We start from the raw sequence: 18969 nt of genomic DNA on the forward strand, positions 1-18969 counted from the left end.
ATGAAAGCGACCCACCTCGGAAAGGTGCTGGGGGCATTCGGACTCCTGCTCCTCCTGTCGAGCCCCTTCACGCTGTTCGTCACCTCGGGCAGCCCCCTGGCCGCCGGCGTGAAGGCGGGCCTCGGCCTCTTGCTGCTCGGCGCGTACGCGGCCACCAACTTCCAGCAGTTCGGCCAGTTCGCCTCGCGCAAGTCGAGCTTCTTCTTCGCCACCACCGTGCTCACCGCGGTGGTGGTGCTGGCCGGCCTGGTGGCGGTGAACTACATCGCCCACAAGAAGAACCGGACCTGGGATTTGACGAAGGAGAAGATCTACACGCTGGCGCCGCAGACGACGTCCACCCTGGACGCGCTGCCGGACAAGGTGCGTGCCTTCGGCTTCATCCCGCCCTCGCACCCGTACTACGGCCTGCTGGACGAGCTGTTCCAGCGCTACCACGCGCAGGCGCCGGAGAAGTTCGAGTACGCCTTCAAGGACCCGCGCCGCAGCCCTGACCTGGCCGCGAAGTACCAGCTCAAGGAAGGCCAGACGACGGTGGTGCTGGTGCGCGGCGAGGGCGCGACGGAGTCGCACACCACGCTCAACACCCTGTCCGAGCAGGAGCTGACCAACGCCCTCATCAAGCTGTCCGCGGTGGGGACGCAGAAGGTCTACTTCGTCTCCGGGCACGGCGAGTGGCCGCTGGTGAAGGAGCAGGCGTCGCCCACGGACCCGGGCGCCAGCCTGTCCGAGCTGACGCGGCAGCTGCGGCAGGAGGGCTACACCCCGGAGGCGCTCAACCTCCTGGGGAGGACGGAGGTCCCGAAGGACGCCGCGGTGCTCATCATCGCCGGGGCGCGCACGCCGTACGCGAAGCCGGAGGTGGAGGCGCTCCAGAAGTACCTCGCCACCGGCGGGCGGCTGCTCTACTTCGCGGACGCGGGGCTGGAGGACGGCCTGGGCGCGCTGCTGGCCGAGTACGGCGTGCAGGTGGACGACGGCATCGCCGCGGACGCGCAGTTCAACAGCGGCAACCCGTACGTGGTGCTGTCGGCCTTCTACAGCGAGCACGACATCGTCAAGCCGCTGAAGGCGCGCGGGCTGAACATCGAGTTCCCCACCCCGCGCAGCCTGTCCGCGCTGCGCGGCAGCCTGGCGCCGGGCGTGAAGGTGGAGCCGCTGGTGCTCACCTCCCAGTACGGCTGGGTGGAGACGAAGCCGGAGGAGAACGCCATGCCCTCCGACGGCGAGAAGACGGGCCAGCTCACGCTGGTGGTGGCCGCCACGCGCGACACGAAGGACGCGCAGGACAAGCGCTTCGACCAGGCGCGGCTGGTGGTGGTGGGTGACTCGGAAATCCTCCTGGACCCGAACTGGGGGCATGAGCCCAACCGCAACCTGGTGATGAACGCGCTGGGCTGGGCGTCCAACCAGATTCAGCGCATCACCATCCGCCCGCCGGACCGCGAGGTGTCCACGCTGGAGCTGGACGAGGCGTCGATGGACGGCATCCGCTTCGTCTCCACGGACCTGCTGCCCCTGTCGCTCTTGGGCATGGGGCTGGCCATCTGGCTCGCGAGGCGCAACAAGTGAAGCAGACACAGAAGAACCTGGTGACGCTGCTCGCCCTCACCGCCGCGGCGGCGGGCCTGGGCCTCTACGCGTGGTACGGCGTGAAGGAGCCCGACACGCGCGAGGCCGAGCACAAGCAGGTGTCGGAGCAGCTCTTCGCCGCCCACGAGGCCGGTGCGAAGGGCGAGGACGGCGGGACGCCGCCCGCGCCCGTCTTCACGAAGCTCACGGTGAAGGCGAGCGGCGGCACCACGGAGCTGGTGCGCGAGAAGGACGGCACGTGGCGGGTGACGTCCCCCGTGTCCGCCCGCGCGGAGACGGCGGCGGTGGAGGCGATGACGAGCACGCTGGGCTCGTCGAAGTTCACCGCCACCGTGGACGAGGCCCCCACCGACGCGGACCTGGAGAAGTACGGGCTGAAGACCCCCGTCTTCTCCGTGACGGCGACGGCGTCCGTGGGCAGCCCGGCCCGGGAGCACACCGTGACGCTGCACGGTGGCATCGAGAACACCTTCGACGGCTCCGTGTACGTGCGCCGCGACGGGGACCCGAAGGTGTACGCCGCGCCGGGTGCGGTGCGCTGGTCGCTGGACAAGGACAGCTTCGCGCTGCGCTCGAAGGAGTTCCTCGGGCCGCTGGAGGAGCCCTCGCTCCAGAGCATCGAGGTGAAGACGAAGGCGAACGCGTACCTGCTGGCGCGCGACACGGGCGGGACGGGCTGGCGGCTGGTGAAGCCGGTGGCGGAGCGCGCGGACGAGGTGAAGGTGGCGGACCTGCTGACGGCGCTGAAGGAGCAGCGGGCGCTGTCCTTCCCGGCGGACTCGGCGGAGGCACGCCAGAAGCTGGGCCTGGAGGCGCCGGTGGTGGACGCGCGCTTCACGCCGGCCACGGGCGAGCCGGTGCGCCTGCGCCTGTCCCGGGTGACGGAAGGCGCGGAGCCGAAGGTGTACGCGCTGCGCGAGCAGGGCGCGCAGGCGCTGCTGGGCGAGGTGCCCGAGAGCGCGCTGGCCGTGCTGGACGTGGGCGTGCCGGAGCTGAAGGACAAGCGCGTGCTGGCCTTCCGCCGCGAGGACGTGAAGCGCGTGGTGTTCCACCCGGGCGGCGGCGCGGAGCCGATGGCGGTGGTGCGCGTGACGGGCACGGACGGCGGCGCCGGGGTGTGGGAGGTGGAGTCCCCGAAGCAGGGCAAGGCGCAGCACTTCAAGGTGGCGTCGGTGCTGGGCTCGCTGGACACCTTCAAGGCGTCAGCCTTCGCCGAGGCGAAGCCGAGGAACTGGGCGAAGTACGGCATCTCCGACGCGTCGAAGGGCGCGGTGCTCCAGGGCGCGGACGGGAAGGAGCTGGCGCGGCTGTGGCTGGGCAACGAGGTGAAGGACAAGCCCGGCACGGTGTACGCGCGCGGCTCCGGGCCGGAAGTGCTGGAGGTGTCCGCCACGTGGGTGGAGCTCCCCACGAAACCGGAGGAGTTGCTGGAGGCCCCGCCCTCCCCCGCTGACGGCGGGCCCGACGCGACGGCGACGCCCACGCCGTGAGCACCGGGGCTCCGGGCCCCTCGCGGGGCTCGCCGCGCCTCAGACGCCGTGCATCGTCGCCTGGGGCTGCGTGCCCGCGCGCCTGCGCTCGCCCCTCACGGCGGCGATGAGCGCGTGGAGCAGGATGAACGGCCACACCCCACTGCCCGTCGTCGCGAGGGAGAGCGTGAGCCACATGCCGACCGGCATGCTCCCATCACCGACCACCGCGGTGGTACCGGTGACGAAGATGCTCTCCGGCGCCGTTCCCACTGAGTACTGCCAGAGCAGGCGGATGGTGGTGGCGAAGTCCTGAAGCGGCTTCACCACCGCGCCGAGCAGGCGCAGCGCCGGGACGGCGAGCCGCTCACCCGTGGGCTGAACTCCCATCCGCCCCTGCGCATCGGGCGTCACGACGAAGGAGAGCCGCTCTCCACCCCGCTCGACCTGGAGCGAAAGCTTCCCCTCCTTCTGGTGCTGCTGGAGGCGCTCGCGAAGCTGGTCGAAGTCCCGCACCGGCGCGTCGAGCACCGAGACGATGCGGTCCCCGTCGCGAAGGCCGGCGCTCTCCGCGGGCGAGCCCGGCGCCACCTGGACGTGTGCGCTGAACACCCCGCTGGCGGCGAGAATCCGAAGGTACAGCGCCACCAACACGGCGTAGGCGGCGAGCGGCCCCGCCCCACGGACGGCGAAGCGGCGTGCCCGCGAGGACGTGAAGGCCTCTGCCCGGAGCTCCGTGGAGAGGAATGGGACTCCGCGGACCCCGAGCAACCGGGCCGCCAGCCGATGCCCGCCCGCGGCGAACGCACCGAAAATGCAGAGGACCAGGAGGTAGACCATGCGCCTCGCATAGCACGAGGCGCCGGTCTTCAAGCAGGGGGCCCTGCCGTGCACACATCCGCTCGGGCTCGATGATGCCGGCGAACGGCTCCCAGCTGTCCTCATGGCTAGGTCGCCGCACAGCTCCATCAGGCTGCCGTAGACGCGGAGCATCACCGCCGCGTGCATGATGCCGTGGTGCGACTTGATGACGAGGTCGTGCAGGTCCGTCCCCGCTCCGACGGGGAAGTTGCTGACCCGCATCAGCCCCTTGGAGGAGTCCAGGGGCGCATTGAGCTCCTCGTGAATCACCTTACGCCACTAGTCGGCCCCGGTGCGGGCACCTGCCGGGCGGGAAGGCGCAGGGTCGGGTCCATCTCGTAGTGCAGGCCGCCCTCCTGGCCGGCGATGCGAGCTTGGAGCAGCGCGTGCTCCTGCTGGAGCAGCCGCAGCGCGCGCTGGACGAGGTCGAATGTGAGAGTCCGTTCATCCGCGACCACGTTGCATCTACAGCGCGCCCCACAGCCGGTGGTTGTAGAACTCGAACTCCGCTTCGTTGGGGCTCAGGGCTCGGGCCACGGCTATATTCGGATCTCCAGGGCGCGTTCAATGCGCGCCGGAATCCCGTCACAGGTGCATCGAAAGAACAACCACCGGGTGGGCAGCGAAGGCCGCGACAACCTCCCGGGGAGTGGTGCGTATTACAGCCCAGCACATCCAGCATGAGCCGGAGGATGACAACTTCGGCCCCTGCTCCATCATGACCTTTGTGTTATGTCCTTGATCCCTTCATTCTGTCTTCCGGAGCCCTGCCGTGCTGACGAAGATCGTGCTGACTCGATTTCGTGGGTTCGCTTCCTTGGAAGCTGAACTGCGCCCTATTTCGGTTGTTCTAGGGCCGAACAGCTCTGGGAAAACGTCCCTGCTGCACGCCGTTCGCGTGGCTGTCGAGGCGCTTGCTATCGGCCTAGAGCAGGGACACCCTGAGTTAACAAAAGACGGATGGATAACCGTATACAGCGGCCTAGTGGGAGACCATGGCCGTCTCTTCCCGACAGCAGACTGGTCGGAACTCTTCACCAACAAGGAAGTAGGTGAAGGCATTGAGATGCATTTGCGTCTCGTCTTCGAGGAGGCGGACACCATCCAAGATATGGAGGTGATTCTCACCTACGGGCGCAACCAACAGCTCAAACTGACTGTTTATGTAATGAGCCAGCAGGCCGCAGACGCGGTAGCGGATTATCCAGCCAAGTCAAAGTATCGAGCGGAGACCCTGCTGAGGGTTCTCCGCGCAGGAGCACCGAGAGCCGTCTTGGTACCGGCCTTCTACGGCGTCACAGGACAAGAGGAATATCGAACGCTCCCGCATTTGGAGCGTATGTTGGGAGGAGGTGAGCAAAGCCGCGTTGTGCGCAACCTCGTGGCACGTTTGCGCCCCGAGGCTTTGAAGCGTTTAAACGACTTCCTTCTCCGCCACCTTGGAGCAAGTCTGGTTGATCGAACGACAGACCAAGATGTCGAGCGGACCCTTCACCTCACTACAAGCTTTCAGGATACCAAGGGTCCTCTGGAACTAGCTTCTGCGGGAGCTGGACTCGTCAACCTCATTTCACTCTACGCTGCAATGGAGCTGTTCAGGCCATCCAGCACAGGGCAAGAAGCCCGACCCGTTCTCTACCTTATGGACGAGCCAGAAGCGCACCTTCATCCTCGCCTGCAGGGCAACGTGGGCGAGGCGCTGGGCGCTCTGTCCTCCGAGTTCGGCGCGCAACTCCTCATCGCCACTCACTCGGTGGAGATGATCAATCGTATTGGCCAGCGACGGGACGCCGTCCTATTGTCGGTGGATCGGGCTACATCGGGCATCGCACGACTTGAGTCCGAGGACGCTCTCGTCCAGGAACTTTCTCGCTGGTGCGACTTGACACCTTTCACCAGCATTAATTTTCTAGCATCGCGGCGCGTCTACTTCCACGAAGGCCCAAGTGACGTCGAATTTCTCAAGCGCTGCGCCGACATCTATTTTCGCAACAGGCCGACGGAACTTGCCCGATTCCGGCAGTGGACACCTGTCGCATTGGGAGGAACTGGCAAAGTCAGCGCCCAGGCTGTCTTAGGCGTAGTTCTTCAGCCCCAGGTTTTTCCCGAGATGGTCAACGGCCCTGCCACTCGGGCTGTCTGCATTTTGGACCGGGATACCGAGCGCACTCCTGGTTTTCATCACCGACCCAAGCTCTCTCGTGGTGCATACGAAGCCTATGAACTTGTCTGGTCGCGATACAGTATCGAGTCCCTTTTTCTTGACTCGGCATGCCTGACGGCCTGGCTGCTTGCTGTGCTTCCTTCCGGTAGCATATCAGAAGCCGCCCTACGCCCCCTCGTAGATACCGCACTGAGCCATGCAGATCAGGACCTCGATCTAGTACTAGACGCCATTCGGCGTATGTCAGTGTCCTTGATGAAGCAAAACGAAATTAAGCCTGGCGACGCCCAAAAGGCAGCGGAAGAAAAGGTGCGTACGGACCCAGCAACTTGGCAGCATGGTAGGGACCGCGCAACCCATGTTCTTCGCCATGCACGTGCTGCATTGACGGACAACGCCATACGAAACCACGTACGTACGGGCCTACTCGATCTTGTCCGGAGCGCGGCTGTGGAAAAGCTTGGCGATCCTCTAGTGCTTATTCCCTCAGAGATTAGGGGGCTCCTTGACTACATGGCATCGACTGCTGCGTAAATGGAATAACTGACTCAACTGTTCGTCGCACCGCTCGAATCAGAGGAGTGGCGATGGGAGCAAACAGGCGTCGACGGGCCGCCCGTGCTGGCGTCCTCCTATGCCGTCGCCCGGTCGCCCACTAGTGGGAAGGAGTGAGCACCGGTAACGATTCTGGGAAGCAATCGCCTGCGGAATTTCGAGCGAAGATGCCGGGGGAGAAGCCGGCGGGTCGCTGGTGGTTGGAGGCAGGTAGTTTCACGAGGGTGGCGGCATTCCGCACCTGAACTATTAGTCCCCCGCTAACTATGAGAAGAGGCACGACGCTGCGGCTTGCCCCTGAACTCGCGGAGACGCAACGTATCCGCTGCACGAGCCCCGTCTTCCGTGAGCCGGGCGGCCGCATCATCCTGACAGGGTGAACAGGACTCTCTCAGCGCGGCGACGACTGCTCTTCGGACGGGGTCGCGAGCGGCTCAGGCACCGTGAGCTCGCCCACCTCGGCGTCGAGCTCGGCGGCCATGAGGCGGGCTCGCGTGGCGGCCCAGTACTTGGGAGCCAGTTCCAAGTAGCGCTCGCGGGGCCAGTGGGCCAGCACGCGCAAGAGGTCCCTCAGGTAGGCCTCGGGGTCAAGGCGGTGCAGCCGCGCGGTGGCGATGAGAGTGAAGAGGTGGCCAGCGCTCTGGGCATGGTCATCGCTGCCGACAAACAGCCACGCCTTTCTCCCGACGGCAATCCTCCGCAGTTCTCTCTCGGAGCGGTTGTTCTCCAGCAGCAGCCGTCCGTCCTCGAGGAAGCGTCGCAGGGCCTCGTGGTGGCGCACGGCGTAGCCGAGCGCCTTGCGCAACAGCCCGCGCTCGTCCCGCACCTTCTCGTGCTCCGCCTCGGCCCAGCTGAAGAAGGCGTCCACGTGCGGGCGCAGGTGCGCCAGCCGCAGCCGGTGAATCTCCTCCGCGGGCTTGTCCCGCCACGTCGCTTCCAGCTCGAAGATGCGGCCGATGCGCGCCAGGCCCTCGCGAGCCACGACGCTTTTGGCCACCGTCGCCTCCCAGAAACCTCTGCGGCAGTGCGCCCAGCACGCCACCTCGTGTCTCACCTCGGTCTCTCCGTCCGGCGGCGCGTCTTCGACGGGGCGGAAGAGGGCGTCGTAGACGCTCTTCGCGTCGGCCTGCACGTACCCGCTGAAGCCCTTGAAGAGCTCCTGCACCGCGGCGCTCGTCTCGCGCGGCGTGTACTCGAAGAAGACGGCGTCCTTGTCGGCCACCTGCACGAAGTAGTGGCCCCGTCGGCACGCCTGGCGCTGGCCTTCGACGGGCACCGGCAGCACCGCCACGCCCGTGGCATCCGTGGCCATGCAGAAGGCGGTGGCGAGCGCCTCGTCGCGCATGGCGGCCACCACGCTGGTGCCCACCGTCGCCCCCACGTCCTCCATCCACCGGGCCATTGTCCCCCGGTCCACCGGCACCCCGTCACGCGCGAAGCGCTGCTCCAGGCGGAACAGAGGCAGCCCCTCGCAGTACTTCCCAATCACCAGGTGGGCCAAGAGCGACGGCGCGGCCAGGCAGCGGAAGAAGAGCTCCGGGGGCGCCATCGCCGACGCCAGGAAGGCCTCACCGTCGCCGTCGACGGTGCGGTACTTCACCCGGGCGATGACGAGCCGGCGCATGCCGCCCCGCTGCCACGCCAGCTTGCAGCTCTCCTCGAAGCCGATTCGCTCCGCCTTGCCCTGGGCCACCAGCGCGTCGAAGACAGGGTCGGCAATCTCTACCCGCTTCTCTTGCAGCGGCAGGCTTTTCAAATCCCTCCGGCCCTTTGGCTTGCGCTTCTTCGTCTTCGCCCCTGCGTCGCCTGACGCCTCCCCCGAGGCCATGCCCAGCGTGCCGGCCACCTGCTCCAAGGCGCGCAGCTTCTGGGCGAACTCCAGTTCCAACTGCCGCGCGTCCACCCGCTCGGCCTTGGCCACGAAGAGACGTTGCTTGTGCAGCTCCAACTCCAGCCGCAGCCTCTCGTGGGAGGCTTTCAGCACGTCTCGCTCCTGCTCCAACTGCGCCGTGCGCTGCCTCTCGGCGGCCAGGGCTGCCCGCTCCGCCAGCAGGGCCGCCTCCAATTCGGCAATGCGCGCCTGGGTGTCGGACGGGGACTCGTGCATCGGCGGCGGCCTTGTAACCCCTCGCATCGGCGCTGTCGACACCCTCCTACCGGGTAGGGGCCACCGCATCCGCCGCGGGCCCCTGGGCTCCTCAATGCGGGCGAGGGCCTCGGCGCGGCGCCTCGACGCGCAGCCCGTCCAGCAACTCCTCCAGCACATGCTCCTCCACCGCGAGGCTTTGGGCGCCCTCTTCAAGTCCTTGCGGCACCTGGAAGCAGCCGGAGTCCAGGCGCTTGTAGAACAGGCATAACCCCGTGCCGTCGTAGAAGAGCACCTTGAGCGCGGTGCGTCGCTTGCCGAAGAAGACGAAGAGCGCGCCGCTGCGCGTCTGGCGGCCCAGGCGCTCCTCCACCAGCCCCGCCAGCCGCTCGAAGCCCCAACGCAGGTCAATCGGCTCCAGGCCGACGAAGATTTCGACGCCGTGCGGAATCATCGCCCCTCGCTCCGGCCCGCCACACCGAGCGCCTCCAGCACCACCCCCACCGTCGCGACGTCCGCGCCAGGCGGAACCAGGACACGTGCGCCTTGCACTTCGATGATGACCTGGGCGGTCCGCGGCGCGGTCTCGACGGCAGCCGGGGCCGTGACCAGCCGCACCATGGGCAGCACGGCGCTCGCCTCACCGCGCGATGTCTCCGCCAGACGACTGGACCATCGGTACAGCGGGCCCGTCGTGAACTCCTGTCCCTTGCAGTACTCCGCCGCGCTCAACCCGCTGGCGCGCCAGTCCGCAACTCGCTTCCTCCACAGCTCCGCCTTTGCCATGCGCGCCACCCTGCTCGCGCCGGCTCAGCTCTGCCAGACGGGGCTTATGCAGCGGATACGACGCAACGGAAGCGGCGTAACTCCACCTGGACACCATCACGCTCTCGAAGAGCCGGGACTGACGGCCGATCCTGCCGCGCCGCGCGGGCGAGTCAGCATGGCGCCGGGACGGGGCAGGGCGAACAGTTGCAGCTTAACACCCTCTCAGGCCAATTCGTTTGTCTCCTTGTCCCGCAGGAGTTGCTGCAACTCTTCCATCGCTAGAGGCGGGTTCCGCCGATGCAGCATTGCGTGGCAGTTGGGGCATACCGGCGCCAAGTCCTTCTCCGGATCGATTCGATACTCCTCCTGCCTCGAATGGATCGGCGTGAGGTGGTGGACGTGGATAAAGCCTTCGCCGAGCTCTCCATAAGCTTCCTTAAAGTCGAACGAACACACTAGGCAGCGATGGCCGCGCGCACGCAGGCACTGACGACGTGCTTCGGGATCGCGTTCATAGCGCTTGCTGACGCTCTCATAGGCCTTGCCTTCGTAGTAGGCCTTCTGATCGCCGCCCGAAGCGAGCAGCGCCTTGCGGTTGAGGTAGTCCAAGCGGCTCCGCCACAGCGACTCTAGGTGCGCGGCCACGGGCGCGGAGATGGAAATGCCGGATCTTGGGGGTCTCCACTCTTGGTCGGCCAGCGCAGGATCCGAAGTAAGCGTCTCAAGCGGGAGCATCAAAGCCGCGTCATTGTCGGGATCGACGAGCACATCAAAGGCGACTTCGATGTAGTTAGTCGGCGTGCCCCGCGTGCTGTCCCAATGCGCGTCTTCGTAGGCGAAGGAAGTCGAATAGCCCGAGCCCATGATTCCGTGTGCGCCGTCGCTTCCGAGTTTGATAAGGAAAATCCGATCTCCTGGCCGAACGGACTTTAGGTTTGCGACGCCCCATTTGCGCACGAGGTTAAGCGATTGATAGAACTCACCCAACTCATTTTTGAGGGACGTCCATTTGTATGATTTTGGGTTCCAGACCAGCAGATAGGTCTGGGGCGTCTGCGGTTCGGCGCCCGCCATGGGTCGCGGAGCCTGCTCGGAGAGGGATTCCGCTCTGGATGGAGCTGCAGTTACAGAGGCGGTCGCGCTTGCGGCGATTACCAGACCTAAATAAGGCTTCCAATCGAATTCCCGGGAACGCTTGAGCTCGGTAACCCAGAATGTCAGGTCGTTCGGCTCGCGCTTGTTCTGAGAATAGAATTTGCCCCCTGGCTCATGGTCTTCCTGTTTAACGATGAGAGCAGTCACCGCAGGCAGGCCGTTAGCGTAGGCCCAGTCCGCGAGTGCACCGAGTCCTTGGATATCCAGGCTTCTTCCAAAAGTATCGCCCTTCATGGCGAATCCCAAGGCCTCATGTACCTGCTTGTAGGTCAGGAAAAAGTTCACCTTGTCTTGAGCGCTGTCCAGTTGCTCAACAATGTACAAAAGAATGGCACGGGCCTTCGGACTCAGCTGCATACCGGAATTGTATCCTTCCTGTTCATCTTAGCCTTGGAGCGTGTTGAGGTGAAGCGAGCAGGTGAAGCACGCGTTGCTGGCTTGGCCTCTGGATCCACCCTGGGCTCTCTATGAAGCTCCATCGAAGAGACCGAACTCGCCGACAGCCTTTTCTAAAATGTCGGGGGTTTTGGACGCCAATAGTCCCAACATTTCTGGCAAGAGTATGAATGGGAGGATAACTATTCACATCCATCCCCGTGGATACGGGAGTGGTATTCAGTTCTCCACCGTCGAACTCGAATTCTACTTTCCGACGTGGAGTGCAGCAAGAGGCAAGGCTGCGATCAAGGTCGCATGCGGCTGTGACAAGTCCTGCCATGCAAGCGCCAGCAATACTCCATTTTACTGGGACACCTGGCCGCCACTCCTACGCGAGCACGCGGGTCAGTGCAGCCTTCCCGCCTCCGGCGTGTCGATGAAGCGCCCGTAGTCCTCGTCCACCTGGTCCGCGTAGGCGCAGGCAAAGTCGGCCACGGCTTCATCGAAGCAGGTGCTGCTGCCCAGGTAGCCGGAGATGGCGGCGGCATCCCCCGTGCGCGCGTGGGCGCGGGCCAGCGTGGCGCCGCAGGACTCCGCGTACTCGAGGAACACGTCCAGCTCCATCTTCTCCACGTCCAGCGAGCCCTTCATGTCGCGCAGCTGCCGGACGTAGAAGGCGCCCATCCCCTCCACCTCCGTCCACCCGAGGAACAAGTCGGAGAAGGCCTGCATCCGCTTCTGCCCCACCACCACGCGCTCGCCATGGCTCCGGAAGCCACTGGGGCCCAGGTGGGGCTCCAGCACGGAGGCCTGGGCCTCCTTCACCTGGAGCACCAGCGGGTCATTGCCGCCATTGCCCTCGCACAGCACCACATAGGCCTGGAGTCCCACGCTGCCCACGCCCACCACCTTGAAGCCCCACTCGCGCTGCTGGTACCGCAGGCAGAGGTCCCTCATGGCGCCGTCCAGCGAGGACAGGTAGCTCAGCGTCAGCCGCTTCATCCGCCGGCGCAGCTCCGCCGAGGAGATGCCCATCTTCACCGAGGCGAGCGGGAAGAGCAGCGGAGGCTGGTACGCGAGGTGCCGCTGGCCGTCGCGCTCCTCGGTGAGCTTCTGCACCGCGTGGGCGCTGGTGTGGCGGAGGGCCTTCTCCACGGCCTGCCGCGTGAGCCCATCCGGACTGGAGCAGTCGCGCATGAGCTGCTTCGCGTCCACGCCCCGGGACCACACCTCCAGCAGTCCCTGCGGGGCGAGCTCGCGCATCATCCGCCGGTAGGCCCTCACCGCGTGGCGGGCCGCCTTCTTCCCACCTCCGAGCCCGTTCTGCCTCGCCGCCACCACGCAACTGGCCGCCAGTCGCTTCACGTCCCACTCGAAGGGGCCGGGCAGCGTCTCGTCGAAATCGTTGAGGTCGAAGATGAGGCGCCGCTCCGGCGTGCCGAAGAGGCCGAAGTTGGCCAGGTGCGCGTCCCCGCAGATTTGACTCCGCAGGCCGCTCATCGGCGTGTGCGACAGGTCCCGCGCCATGACGAAGGGCGTGCCCCGGAGGAAGGCGAAGCTCGACTGCGCCATGCGCTCGTGGCGCACGGGGACGAGCCACGGCAGCCGTGTCGCATCGGAGAGGCGGAGCTGTTCCAGCGGCGCCCGTCCCCGGAAGGGCTTCCACAGGGCATGAGCGCTCCGGGGACAGCGCTTGCGCAGGGCTCGACCCGCCGCCATGCGCTCATCGACGCTCCGGAAGTCGCCCCGGGCCAGCAGCGAGGGCTTCCTGCCTCGCGGTGTACGACGCACCTTCTGCTGCCGCTCGGCGGATACCAGTGGGACCTTCGCAGCCCCCAGCTCGGCGGATGGGTCCTCCGAATCCATGGCGCTCGCTCCCCTTCGAGGAAGGTGGGGCTGGGGCGAAGGGACTGGAAGCACCCGGCCTGGAGAGCGCTGCCTGCCTGCTCGCTCAGGGCGGCGATCAGGACGTGGACGGTGGCAGCGGAGGTGGAGGTGGCACCTCGCGGATGCGTGCCCGGCCCGAGCGCTTCTCCACCACGTCGAGCGCGACGTCCACCGTCTTGCCGGCCACGCGGTTCACCAGGCGCACCATCGCGTACGAGGTGGACAGGGCCAGGTCATGCAACTCGTGGATGCGGCGGACGGGCGCATCCAGCGGCCGAATCCGGCGCAGCAGCCGGAAGGGCACCGCCGCGGAGCGCCGGTGGACACCCTCGATGGCCGTCGCGCCCTTGTCCACCACGTCCTGCACCAGGGACTTCAGCCCGCGCCAGCGCTTCATGGGGAAACCTCCTCGAACCAGGACTGGAGCTGCGCGTAGACGCGCGCGTCGTGCGCCAGCGCGAAGTGATTCGCGCCCGGGACGACTCGCACGTGCCCCGGCGGGACGAGTAGGTCGTGCACCGTGCCCCCGGCCCTGCCCGCGGCGCTCGTCAGCGGGACGACGCCGTCTCCGAACAGCAGGGACACGAGGTGCCGCTCCCTCGCGGCCAGCGCCCCCACGAGCAGGTGGTGCGAGATTCCCGGGAGCAGCGGGACGGGGTGCGCGCGACTCTGGAGGGGCACGTCCGGGGACGCGCCCTCCCAGTCCCGCTTCAAGAGGCGAGCGACGCCAAGGTCCTTGACGCCGCTGCTGCGCAGGTCCGCCACGTCCGCGATGAGCTGCGTATACGCATTCGGCACCTTGCGAAGCATCCAGGAGACAGCGCTGCCCACCCGCTCCAGCGGGCTGCCCAGGTGGGGCACGCCGATGTAGACGGCGCGGCGGACGCGGGACAGCCACGCCTGGCCCGCCTCGGTGGCCACATGGCACGCGCTGCGCACCACGAGCCCGCCCATGCTGTAGCCCACCAGGACGAGCTCCTCGACGGGCACCGGGAACGCGGCGACGAGCTCCTCCAGCAGCCGCGCCAGTGACTCGCCGTTGTCGGAGATGTGCAGGCCCGTGTTGTAGCGGAGGTAGAGCGGCGTGAAGCCGTGGTCGCGCTCCAGCAGCGCGCCGTAGGTCGTCGCCGGCTCATCCGGGAAGGACCACACGGCCTCGGTGACGGCGAGCCCGTGGACCCAGAGCGCCAGCCGGCCCCGCGAGTGGGGATACGCGCGACGCAGCGCTTCGCGCTCGAGCACCAACGGGCGCCCGTCGTGGAAGAGCTCCATCGGCGTGGCCAGCCCGTTGTCGCTCCGGTGCAGGTAGTCCCCCACCACGCCGTTGAGGACGCCAATGGCGAGCTCCACCCCGCCACCGCCCGCACGCGCTGGAGGAACCACCGGGGTTTCCGGCACGGAGGCCGGGACATCCATCGCGTCGGTTGGGGTCATGGCGGCCTCGTGGCTCGACCTTGACACACCGCAACATGAATCACCACTCACCTTCCCGATGACCGAGCAGCGCGTCCTGCTGCCAGCCCGTACCCGAGCCAGGAGGCCCGGCCGAGGGGCCCTTCACCGAGCCGGGCTTGAAGCAGTGACGGGCTTCAGGAGGTTGTCCGAGCGCTCCAGCTCGACTCGCCGGAGGAACGGGTCCACGGCGACGTAGACGGGGCGCTCCTTCACGATGACGGACACCTCCGTCGACGCACCGGTGAAGCGGTGCTTCGCGGAGTAGAGCGCGGACGCATCACCGTCCGGGTGCTGGGCGAAGACGCCGACGTCCAGAGCTTCGTCCAGCACCAGCGGGACGTCCTCGCCGCCACGGTGGGCCGCCTTCGCCGCGGCAATCCGGGCAGTGACGCGGTAGCGGCCGTCCGCCAGCGGCTCGTACGTCGCGGACTCCACCTTCAAGTCGTAGAGCACGACCTCCTTCATCCACTGGTCGATGAGCAGCCCGTGTGCCTCGGAAGCCTCGGCACGCAGCGCAGCCACCAGGTCCAGCGCCGTCGGCTGCGCGTTCGGCCAGGCGCGCTCGCTCACGAGCCTTCGCAGCGCCCGGTTCACCGCCTCTTCCCACAGCAAGTCTCGCAGCGCGTTCATCACCACCGCGCCCTTGCCGTAGTAGAGGTACGACTGGTCCTTCACCCCGGTGAGCGGCGGCTCCACGGCGTCCTCGGCGGCCCGGCCCCTCAGGTAGCGGTCCAGGTCGAAGGCCAGCACCTCGCGCACGTGCGGCTCGCCGTACGTGGCCTTCAGCACGAGCTGCTCGGAGTACTTCGCCAGCGACTCGGTGATGGTGGACGCCCCCGGGCCGTTCGCCGGGTCCACCTGATGCCCCCACCACTGGTGGGCCACCTCATGCGCGATGCGCCGGGTGATGAGGTCCACGCCCAGCGCGCCGCGCAGGTCCGCCACGAAGCCCCGGTGCTCCGGATAGTAGATGGTGTTCGACAGCGCGAGCGCACCGAAGCCCCAGTAGGAAGGCACCTCCACGATGCGCAGCTGCGCGTGCGGATAGGGGCCGAACTGCTCGCCGAAGACGTCGAGCGAGCGCGTCGCCGCGGTCATCATCCGGGCCACGTTGGTCGCATGCTCGGGGTGGTAATACACCTCCACGTCGACGCCCTGGTGCTTCACCTTCGCCACCGCGTAGCGCGCGGACACGAAGGCGAACCAGTTCACCGTGGGCCGGTCCATGACGTAGTGGAAGTAGCGCCGGCTACCATCCCGCCATTCCCTGCGCAGCACACCGGGGGCCACCGCGAGCTGGTCCTCCGAAGTCGACAGCGTCGTCTCCAGCGTGGTCCATGCGCGCTGACGGCCCCCCTCCTCCGAGAGTCCCAGGTCCCCCTCGTCGATGGCTTCGACCGCCGGTGTCTCCGGAAGGCCGCGCATGCGTCGCTCACGCGCGTCCTTCAGCTCGTAGCCCTTGCGGTAGCCGATGGTGGGAAACGCCTCCACGTTGGCGATGAACGAGCCGTTCTCGACGATGGAGGCCTCGGGCTCCGACGTCTGGAGGCCCCGTCGCACCACATCGAGGTCGAAGGTCAGCTCGGCGCGCGCACCGGGCGGCATGGGCTGCTCCAGCCGGAACTCATACATCCCGAAGCGGGCGTCGTGGGAGTGCAGCCGCGCCCCCGCCAGCTTCAGCGCGGCGAGGCTCACGTCGCGCTGCACGGAGACCCAGACGGTCTGGATGGGCTCCTGGGTCCGGTTCTCCAGGTGGTAGGTGCCGGCAGCCTGGTAGCGCGCTTCCGTGGGGAAGAGGTCGACGTGGGCCTTCACCGCGACGATGCTCGGCTGCGCCAGCGTCTCGTAGCGCTGGTAGGACTTCTCGTACGCCGCCTTCCAGTCGGCGCGCTGAGAGCGCGTCTCGTAGAGGTTCAGCACGTTCGTGCCGCGGAAGATGAAGCCTCCCGCCACGATGAACACGCCCAGACAGGCCGCCGCGCCCACCCTGCCGCTCCACCCCCACACGCGAGGCAGCGCCGCGAAACGTTCCCGCAGTGGACGACTGACGCCGCGCCGCCACAGGCCGCAGGTGACGAGCCCCAGCAGGCCCGCGAACGCGCCCCAGTACACCATGAACGCGGAGAAGGACGCGGTGGCGGCCCCGAAGCCGTTCATGTCCGAGTACCGCACCGGAGGTCCGCCCGCGTAGCGCAGCAGGCCATGCTCCAGTCCCACCACTTCGCCCTGGCGGAGGAGCAGGGCCAGGAGCAGGGCCAGGAACATTCCTACGTACCGGTTCGGGCTCAACGTCTGGAGCCACAGCACCGCCACCGCGAACAGCAGCAGCGGCAGCCCCGTGAAGTACAGGAGCGACAGGTACAGCTCCGGCTCCAGCTGGAAGTAGCCGCGCGAGAGCTGGAACAGCACCGCGATGCCCACCGCCGAGGCGGCCAGCACGCCAATCAGCACGGCCAGTACCGCCAGCTTGGACAGGTAGAGCACCGCGCTGGATACGGGCATCGCGTCGACCAGCTCGCTCATGCGGACGACGCGCTCGCGCCAGACCAGCTCCGCGCCGAAGTAGACCAGCGTGAGGGTGCCGATGAGGGACAGCGTCTGCTGGAGGTTCGGAAGCAGCACCGCCGTCGTCGGCAGCAGGTGCGTGCCGTACTCCGTGCGGGTGGAGCCCGCGATGACTTCCATGCCCACCACGACGACCCACAGCGCGAGCAGCGCCAGGAAGGCCCCGCTCTTCAGCACGTACCGCGACTCCAGCCCCACCGCGGACCTCAACGCGGCCCAGGCCTGCGCGCCCGTGCTCCCGTGGGTCGCCACCGGCCGGTACGCCGTCCCGGGAGGCGCCTCCGCCTTCGCCCCTCCCCTGCCCGTCTTCGACCCGGGTGACACCTGGAAGGCGAAGCGCTGGTAGACGAAGCCCAGCACGCACGCCGAGACGCCCAGCCACAGCAGGCGGTTCTGCAGGAAGGGCCCCTCCAGGGAGAGCAGGCGGGTGTTCCGTTCGGCCTCGGTCCAGTACCGCGTCTGCGTGAAGAAGGCGGACAGGCCGAACGGGTCCAGCAGCGCGGCGCGCGCCATGGCCTCGGGCGTCTGCGACGCGGCCCCCGCCATCAGCGGCGAGTCCCCCAGCATGGAGCCCACGAAGTAGAGCGCGTAGAGGAAGACGGCCCCGATGTAGCTGGCCAGCGCGCTGCGCGTCAGCGCGGAGATGGCGAACAGCAGCGACGCCGCGAAGACCAGGTTGGGCAGCACCATCACCGCGAGCGCCCACACGTAGCGGAGCACCTCCGTGTCCCCCAGCCGCTCCGGGTCCACGGCCAGCACCCGGGGCGCCAGCATCAGCCCCAGCGCGGCCACCGCGAACACCACGAGCGCAGCCAGCAGGGCCCCGGTGAACCGGGCGGACAGGTACGTGAGCTTGTGGATGGAGGTGGCGAAGACGAGCTCCTCCATCTTGTGCTCGCTGTCGCGCAGCGCCGCATTCGCGCAGAAGAAGCCGAGCACGAAGATGGAGAACAGCGACAAGAGCCCCATCGACTGCATGACGGAGTGTGGCGAGTTGACGTGCACGTTGTCCGGGCCGTAGCCCGTGCCGACGAACACGAAGGCCATTCCCACGAAGGCCGCGACGGCCACGAAGAAGGCCGCCTGGCGCGTCTGGTAGCGCCACTCGAAGCGAAGCACCTCGCCGAGCATGACGTCCCCTCAGACCGCGTGCGGCCCGGACGACAGGGCGGAGAAGTAGACGTCTTCCAGGTCCGCCGGCACCGGCTCGAACCCCGGCCCCGGCGACGCGTCCGACAACACGCGCAGCACCGTCTTCCCTCCGGACAGCTGTGTGGACAGCACGGAGCGGGACGCGCGGTGGCCGGCGACCTCGTGCTTCTCCACCGTCTTGCGCCACACGCGGCCGGACAGCTCCGCGACGAGCGTCTCGGGTGCCCCCTCCCGCAGCACCCGGCCTCCGGACAGGATGGCCATCCGGGGACAGAGTTGGCGCACGTCCTCGACGATGTGCGTGGACAGCAGCACGACGACGTTCTCTCCCACCTCGCTCAGGAGGTTGTGGAACCGGTTGCGCTCCTCCGGGTCCAGGCCCGCGGTGGGCTCGTCGACGATGAGCATGCGCGGGTCGCCCAGCAGGGCCTGGGCAATCCCGAAGCGCTGCCGCATGCCTCCCGAGAAGCCGCTGACGGCCTTCTTGCGGTGCTCATACAGGTTCGTCTGGTGCAGCAGCGCGTCCACCTGCTCGCGGCGCGTGCGCCGGTCCGTCAGGCCCTTGAGCACGCCCAGGTGGTCCAGCAATTCGCTGGCGGACACGCCGGGGTACACGCCGAAGTCCTGCGGCAGATAGCCCAGGTGCCGCCGGTGCGCGCGCGGGTCCGCGAGCACGTCGGCGCCGTCGAAGGTGAGCTGTCCCGCGTCCGGCGGCTGGAGCGTGGCCAGGATGCGCATCAGGGTGGACTTGCCCGCCCCGTTCGGCCCGAGGAGGCCGAAGAGGCCCCGCTCAATCGTCAGGTCGATGCCCTGGAGCGCACGCACCCCATTCGGATAGGTCTTCGACACGGCGCGGATGTGCAGCATGGCCCCCTGCGTAC

General features: G+C 67.5%; 13 protein-coding genes. 3 read left to right on the forward strand and 10 right to left on the reverse strand.

Annotation, left to right across the window (positions count from 1 at the left end; all coding sequences use genetic code 11):
- Together ACX9TP_RS32365 and ACX9TP_RS32370 are read left to right on the forward strand one after the other, a co-directional pair.
- Complete coding sequence (locus tag ACX9TP_RS32365; protein ID WP_482974505.1) at positions 1-1572, forward strand: GldG family protein; 1572 nt, start codon at positions 1-3, stop codon at positions 1570-1572.
- On the forward strand, positions 1569-3083 hold the full coding sequence (locus ACX9TP_RS32370) for a DUF4340 domain-containing protein (protein ID WP_482974506.1): 1515 nt from the start codon (positions 1569-1571) through the stop codon (positions 3081-3083). Before ACX9TP_RS32365 ends, ACX9TP_RS32370 begins: the two co-directional genes overlap by 4 nt.
- A 39-nt stretch (positions 3084-3122) precedes the next feature.
- Here ACX9TP_RS32370 and ACX9TP_RS32375 read toward each other — a convergent pair whose 3' ends face one another.
- On the reverse strand, positions 3123-4193 hold the full coding sequence (locus ACX9TP_RS32375) for a PDZ domain-containing protein (protein ID WP_482974507.1): 1071 nt from the start codon (positions 4191-4193) through the stop codon (positions 3123-3125).
- Between the two features lie 502 nt (positions 4194-4695).
- On the opposite strand from ACX9TP_RS32375, the gene ACX9TP_RS32380 reads away from it, so the two are divergent.
- On the forward strand, positions 4696-6621 hold the full coding sequence (locus tag ACX9TP_RS32380) for an ATP-dependent nuclease (protein ID WP_482974508.1): 1926 nt from the start codon (positions 4696-4698) through the stop codon (positions 6619-6621).
- Between the two features lie 412 nt (positions 6622-7033).
- On the opposite strand, the gene tnpC is transcribed toward ACX9TP_RS32380, so the two are convergent.
- The 9 genes from tnpC to ACX9TP_RS32425 all read right to left on the reverse strand — a co-directional run bounded on the left by tnpC (position 7034) and on the right by ACX9TP_RS32425 (position 18955).
- A complete protein-coding gene (gene tnpC / locus ACX9TP_RS32385) occupies positions 7034-8749 on the reverse strand; it encodes an IS66 family transposase (RefSeq protein ID WP_482974509.1) in 1716 nt (571 codons plus the stop codon).
- Between the two features lie 91 nt (positions 8750-8840).
- A complete protein-coding gene (tnpB, locus tag ACX9TP_RS32390) occupies positions 8841-9182 on the reverse strand; it encodes an IS66 family insertion sequence element accessory protein TnpB (RefSeq protein ID WP_482974510.1) in 342 nt (113 codons plus the stop codon).
- Positions 9179-9514, reverse strand: coding sequence for an IS66 family insertion sequence element accessory protein TnpA (gene tnpA, locus ACX9TP_RS32395; protein WP_482974511.1), 336 nt, complete (start codon positions 9512-9514; stop codon positions 9179-9181). The genes tnpB and tnpA overlap by 4 nt, the downstream gene beginning before the upstream one ends.
- A 204-nt stretch (positions 9515-9718) precedes the next feature.
- Positions 9719-11008: an HNH endonuclease gene (locus ACX9TP_RS32400; protein ID WP_482974512.1), complete on the reverse strand. Its 1290-nt coding sequence runs from the start codon at positions 11006-11008 to the stop codon at positions 9719-9721.
- A 426-nt stretch (positions 11009-11434) separates the two neighbouring features.
- Positions 11435-12895, reverse strand: a complete 1461-nt coding sequence (locus ACX9TP_RS32405) for a DUF2252 domain-containing protein (RefSeq protein ID WP_482974513.1) — start codon at positions 12893-12895, stop codon at positions 11435-11437.
- A 97-nt stretch (positions 12896-12992) separates the two neighbouring features.
- Entirely contained in the window at positions 12993-13313 is a 321-nt protein-coding gene (locus ACX9TP_RS32410) for a hypothetical protein (RefSeq protein ID WP_482974514.1), read from the reverse strand.
- Positions 13310-14350, reverse strand: a complete 1041-nt coding sequence (locus ACX9TP_RS32415; protein ID WP_482974515.1) for an esterase/lipase family protein — start codon at positions 14348-14350, stop codon at positions 13310-13312. The genes ACX9TP_RS32410 and ACX9TP_RS32415 overlap by 4 nt, the downstream gene beginning before the upstream one ends.
- A gap of 123 nt (positions 14351-14473) precedes the next feature.
- Positions 14474-18067, reverse strand: a complete 3594-nt coding sequence (locus tag ACX9TP_RS32420; protein ID WP_482974516.1) for an ABC transporter permease/M1 family aminopeptidase — start codon at positions 18065-18067, stop codon at positions 14474-14476.
- Positions 18068-18076: 9 nt separating this feature from the next.
- Complete coding sequence (locus tag ACX9TP_RS32425) at positions 18077-18955, reverse strand: ABC transporter ATP-binding protein (protein ID WP_482974517.1); 879 nt, start codon at positions 18953-18955, stop codon at positions 18077-18079.
- Positions 18956-18969 lie beyond the last annotated feature (14 nt).

This window comes from Pyxidicoccus sp. M15 (assembly GCF_056858435.1).

Coding starts and splice junctions, on each gene's coding strand:
- ACX9TP_RS32365 (WP_482974505.1), top strand. CDS start 1: ATGAAAGCGACCCACCTCGGAAAGGTGCTGGGGGCATTCGGACTCCTG.
- tnpC (WP_482974509.1), bottom strand. CDS start 8,749: ATGCACGAGTCCCCGTCCGACACCCAGGCGCGCATTGCCGAATTGGAG.
- tnpB (WP_482974510.1), bottom strand. CDS start 9,182: ATGATTCCGCACGGCGTCGAAATCTTCGTCGGCCTGGAGCCGATTGAC.
- tnpA (WP_482974511.1), bottom strand. CDS start 9,514: ATGGCAAAGGCGGAGCTGTGGAGGAAGCGAGTTGCGGACTGGCGCGCC.
- ACX9TP_RS32400 (WP_482974512.1), bottom strand. CDS start 11,008: ATGCAGCTGAGTCCGAAGGCCCGTGCCATTCTTTTGTACATTGTTGAG.
- ACX9TP_RS32405 (WP_482974513.1), bottom strand. CDS start 12,895: ATGGATTCGGAGGACCCATCCGCCGAGCTGGGGGCTGCGAAGGTCCCA.
- ACX9TP_RS32410 (WP_482974514.1), bottom strand. CDS start 13,313: ATGAAGCGCTGGCGCGGGCTGAAGTCCCTGGTGCAGGACGTGGTGGAC.
- ACX9TP_RS32415 (WP_482974515.1), bottom strand. CDS start 14,350: ATGACCCCAACCGACGCGATGGATGTCCCGGCCTCCGTGCCGGAAACC.
- ACX9TP_RS32420 (WP_482974516.1), bottom strand. CDS start 18,067: ATGCTCGGCGAGGTGCTTCGCTTCGAGTGGCGCTACCAGACGCGCCAG.
- ACX9TP_RS32425 (WP_482974517.1), bottom strand. CDS start 18,955: ATGCTGCACATCCGCGCCGTGTCGAAGACCTATCCGAATGGGGTGCGT.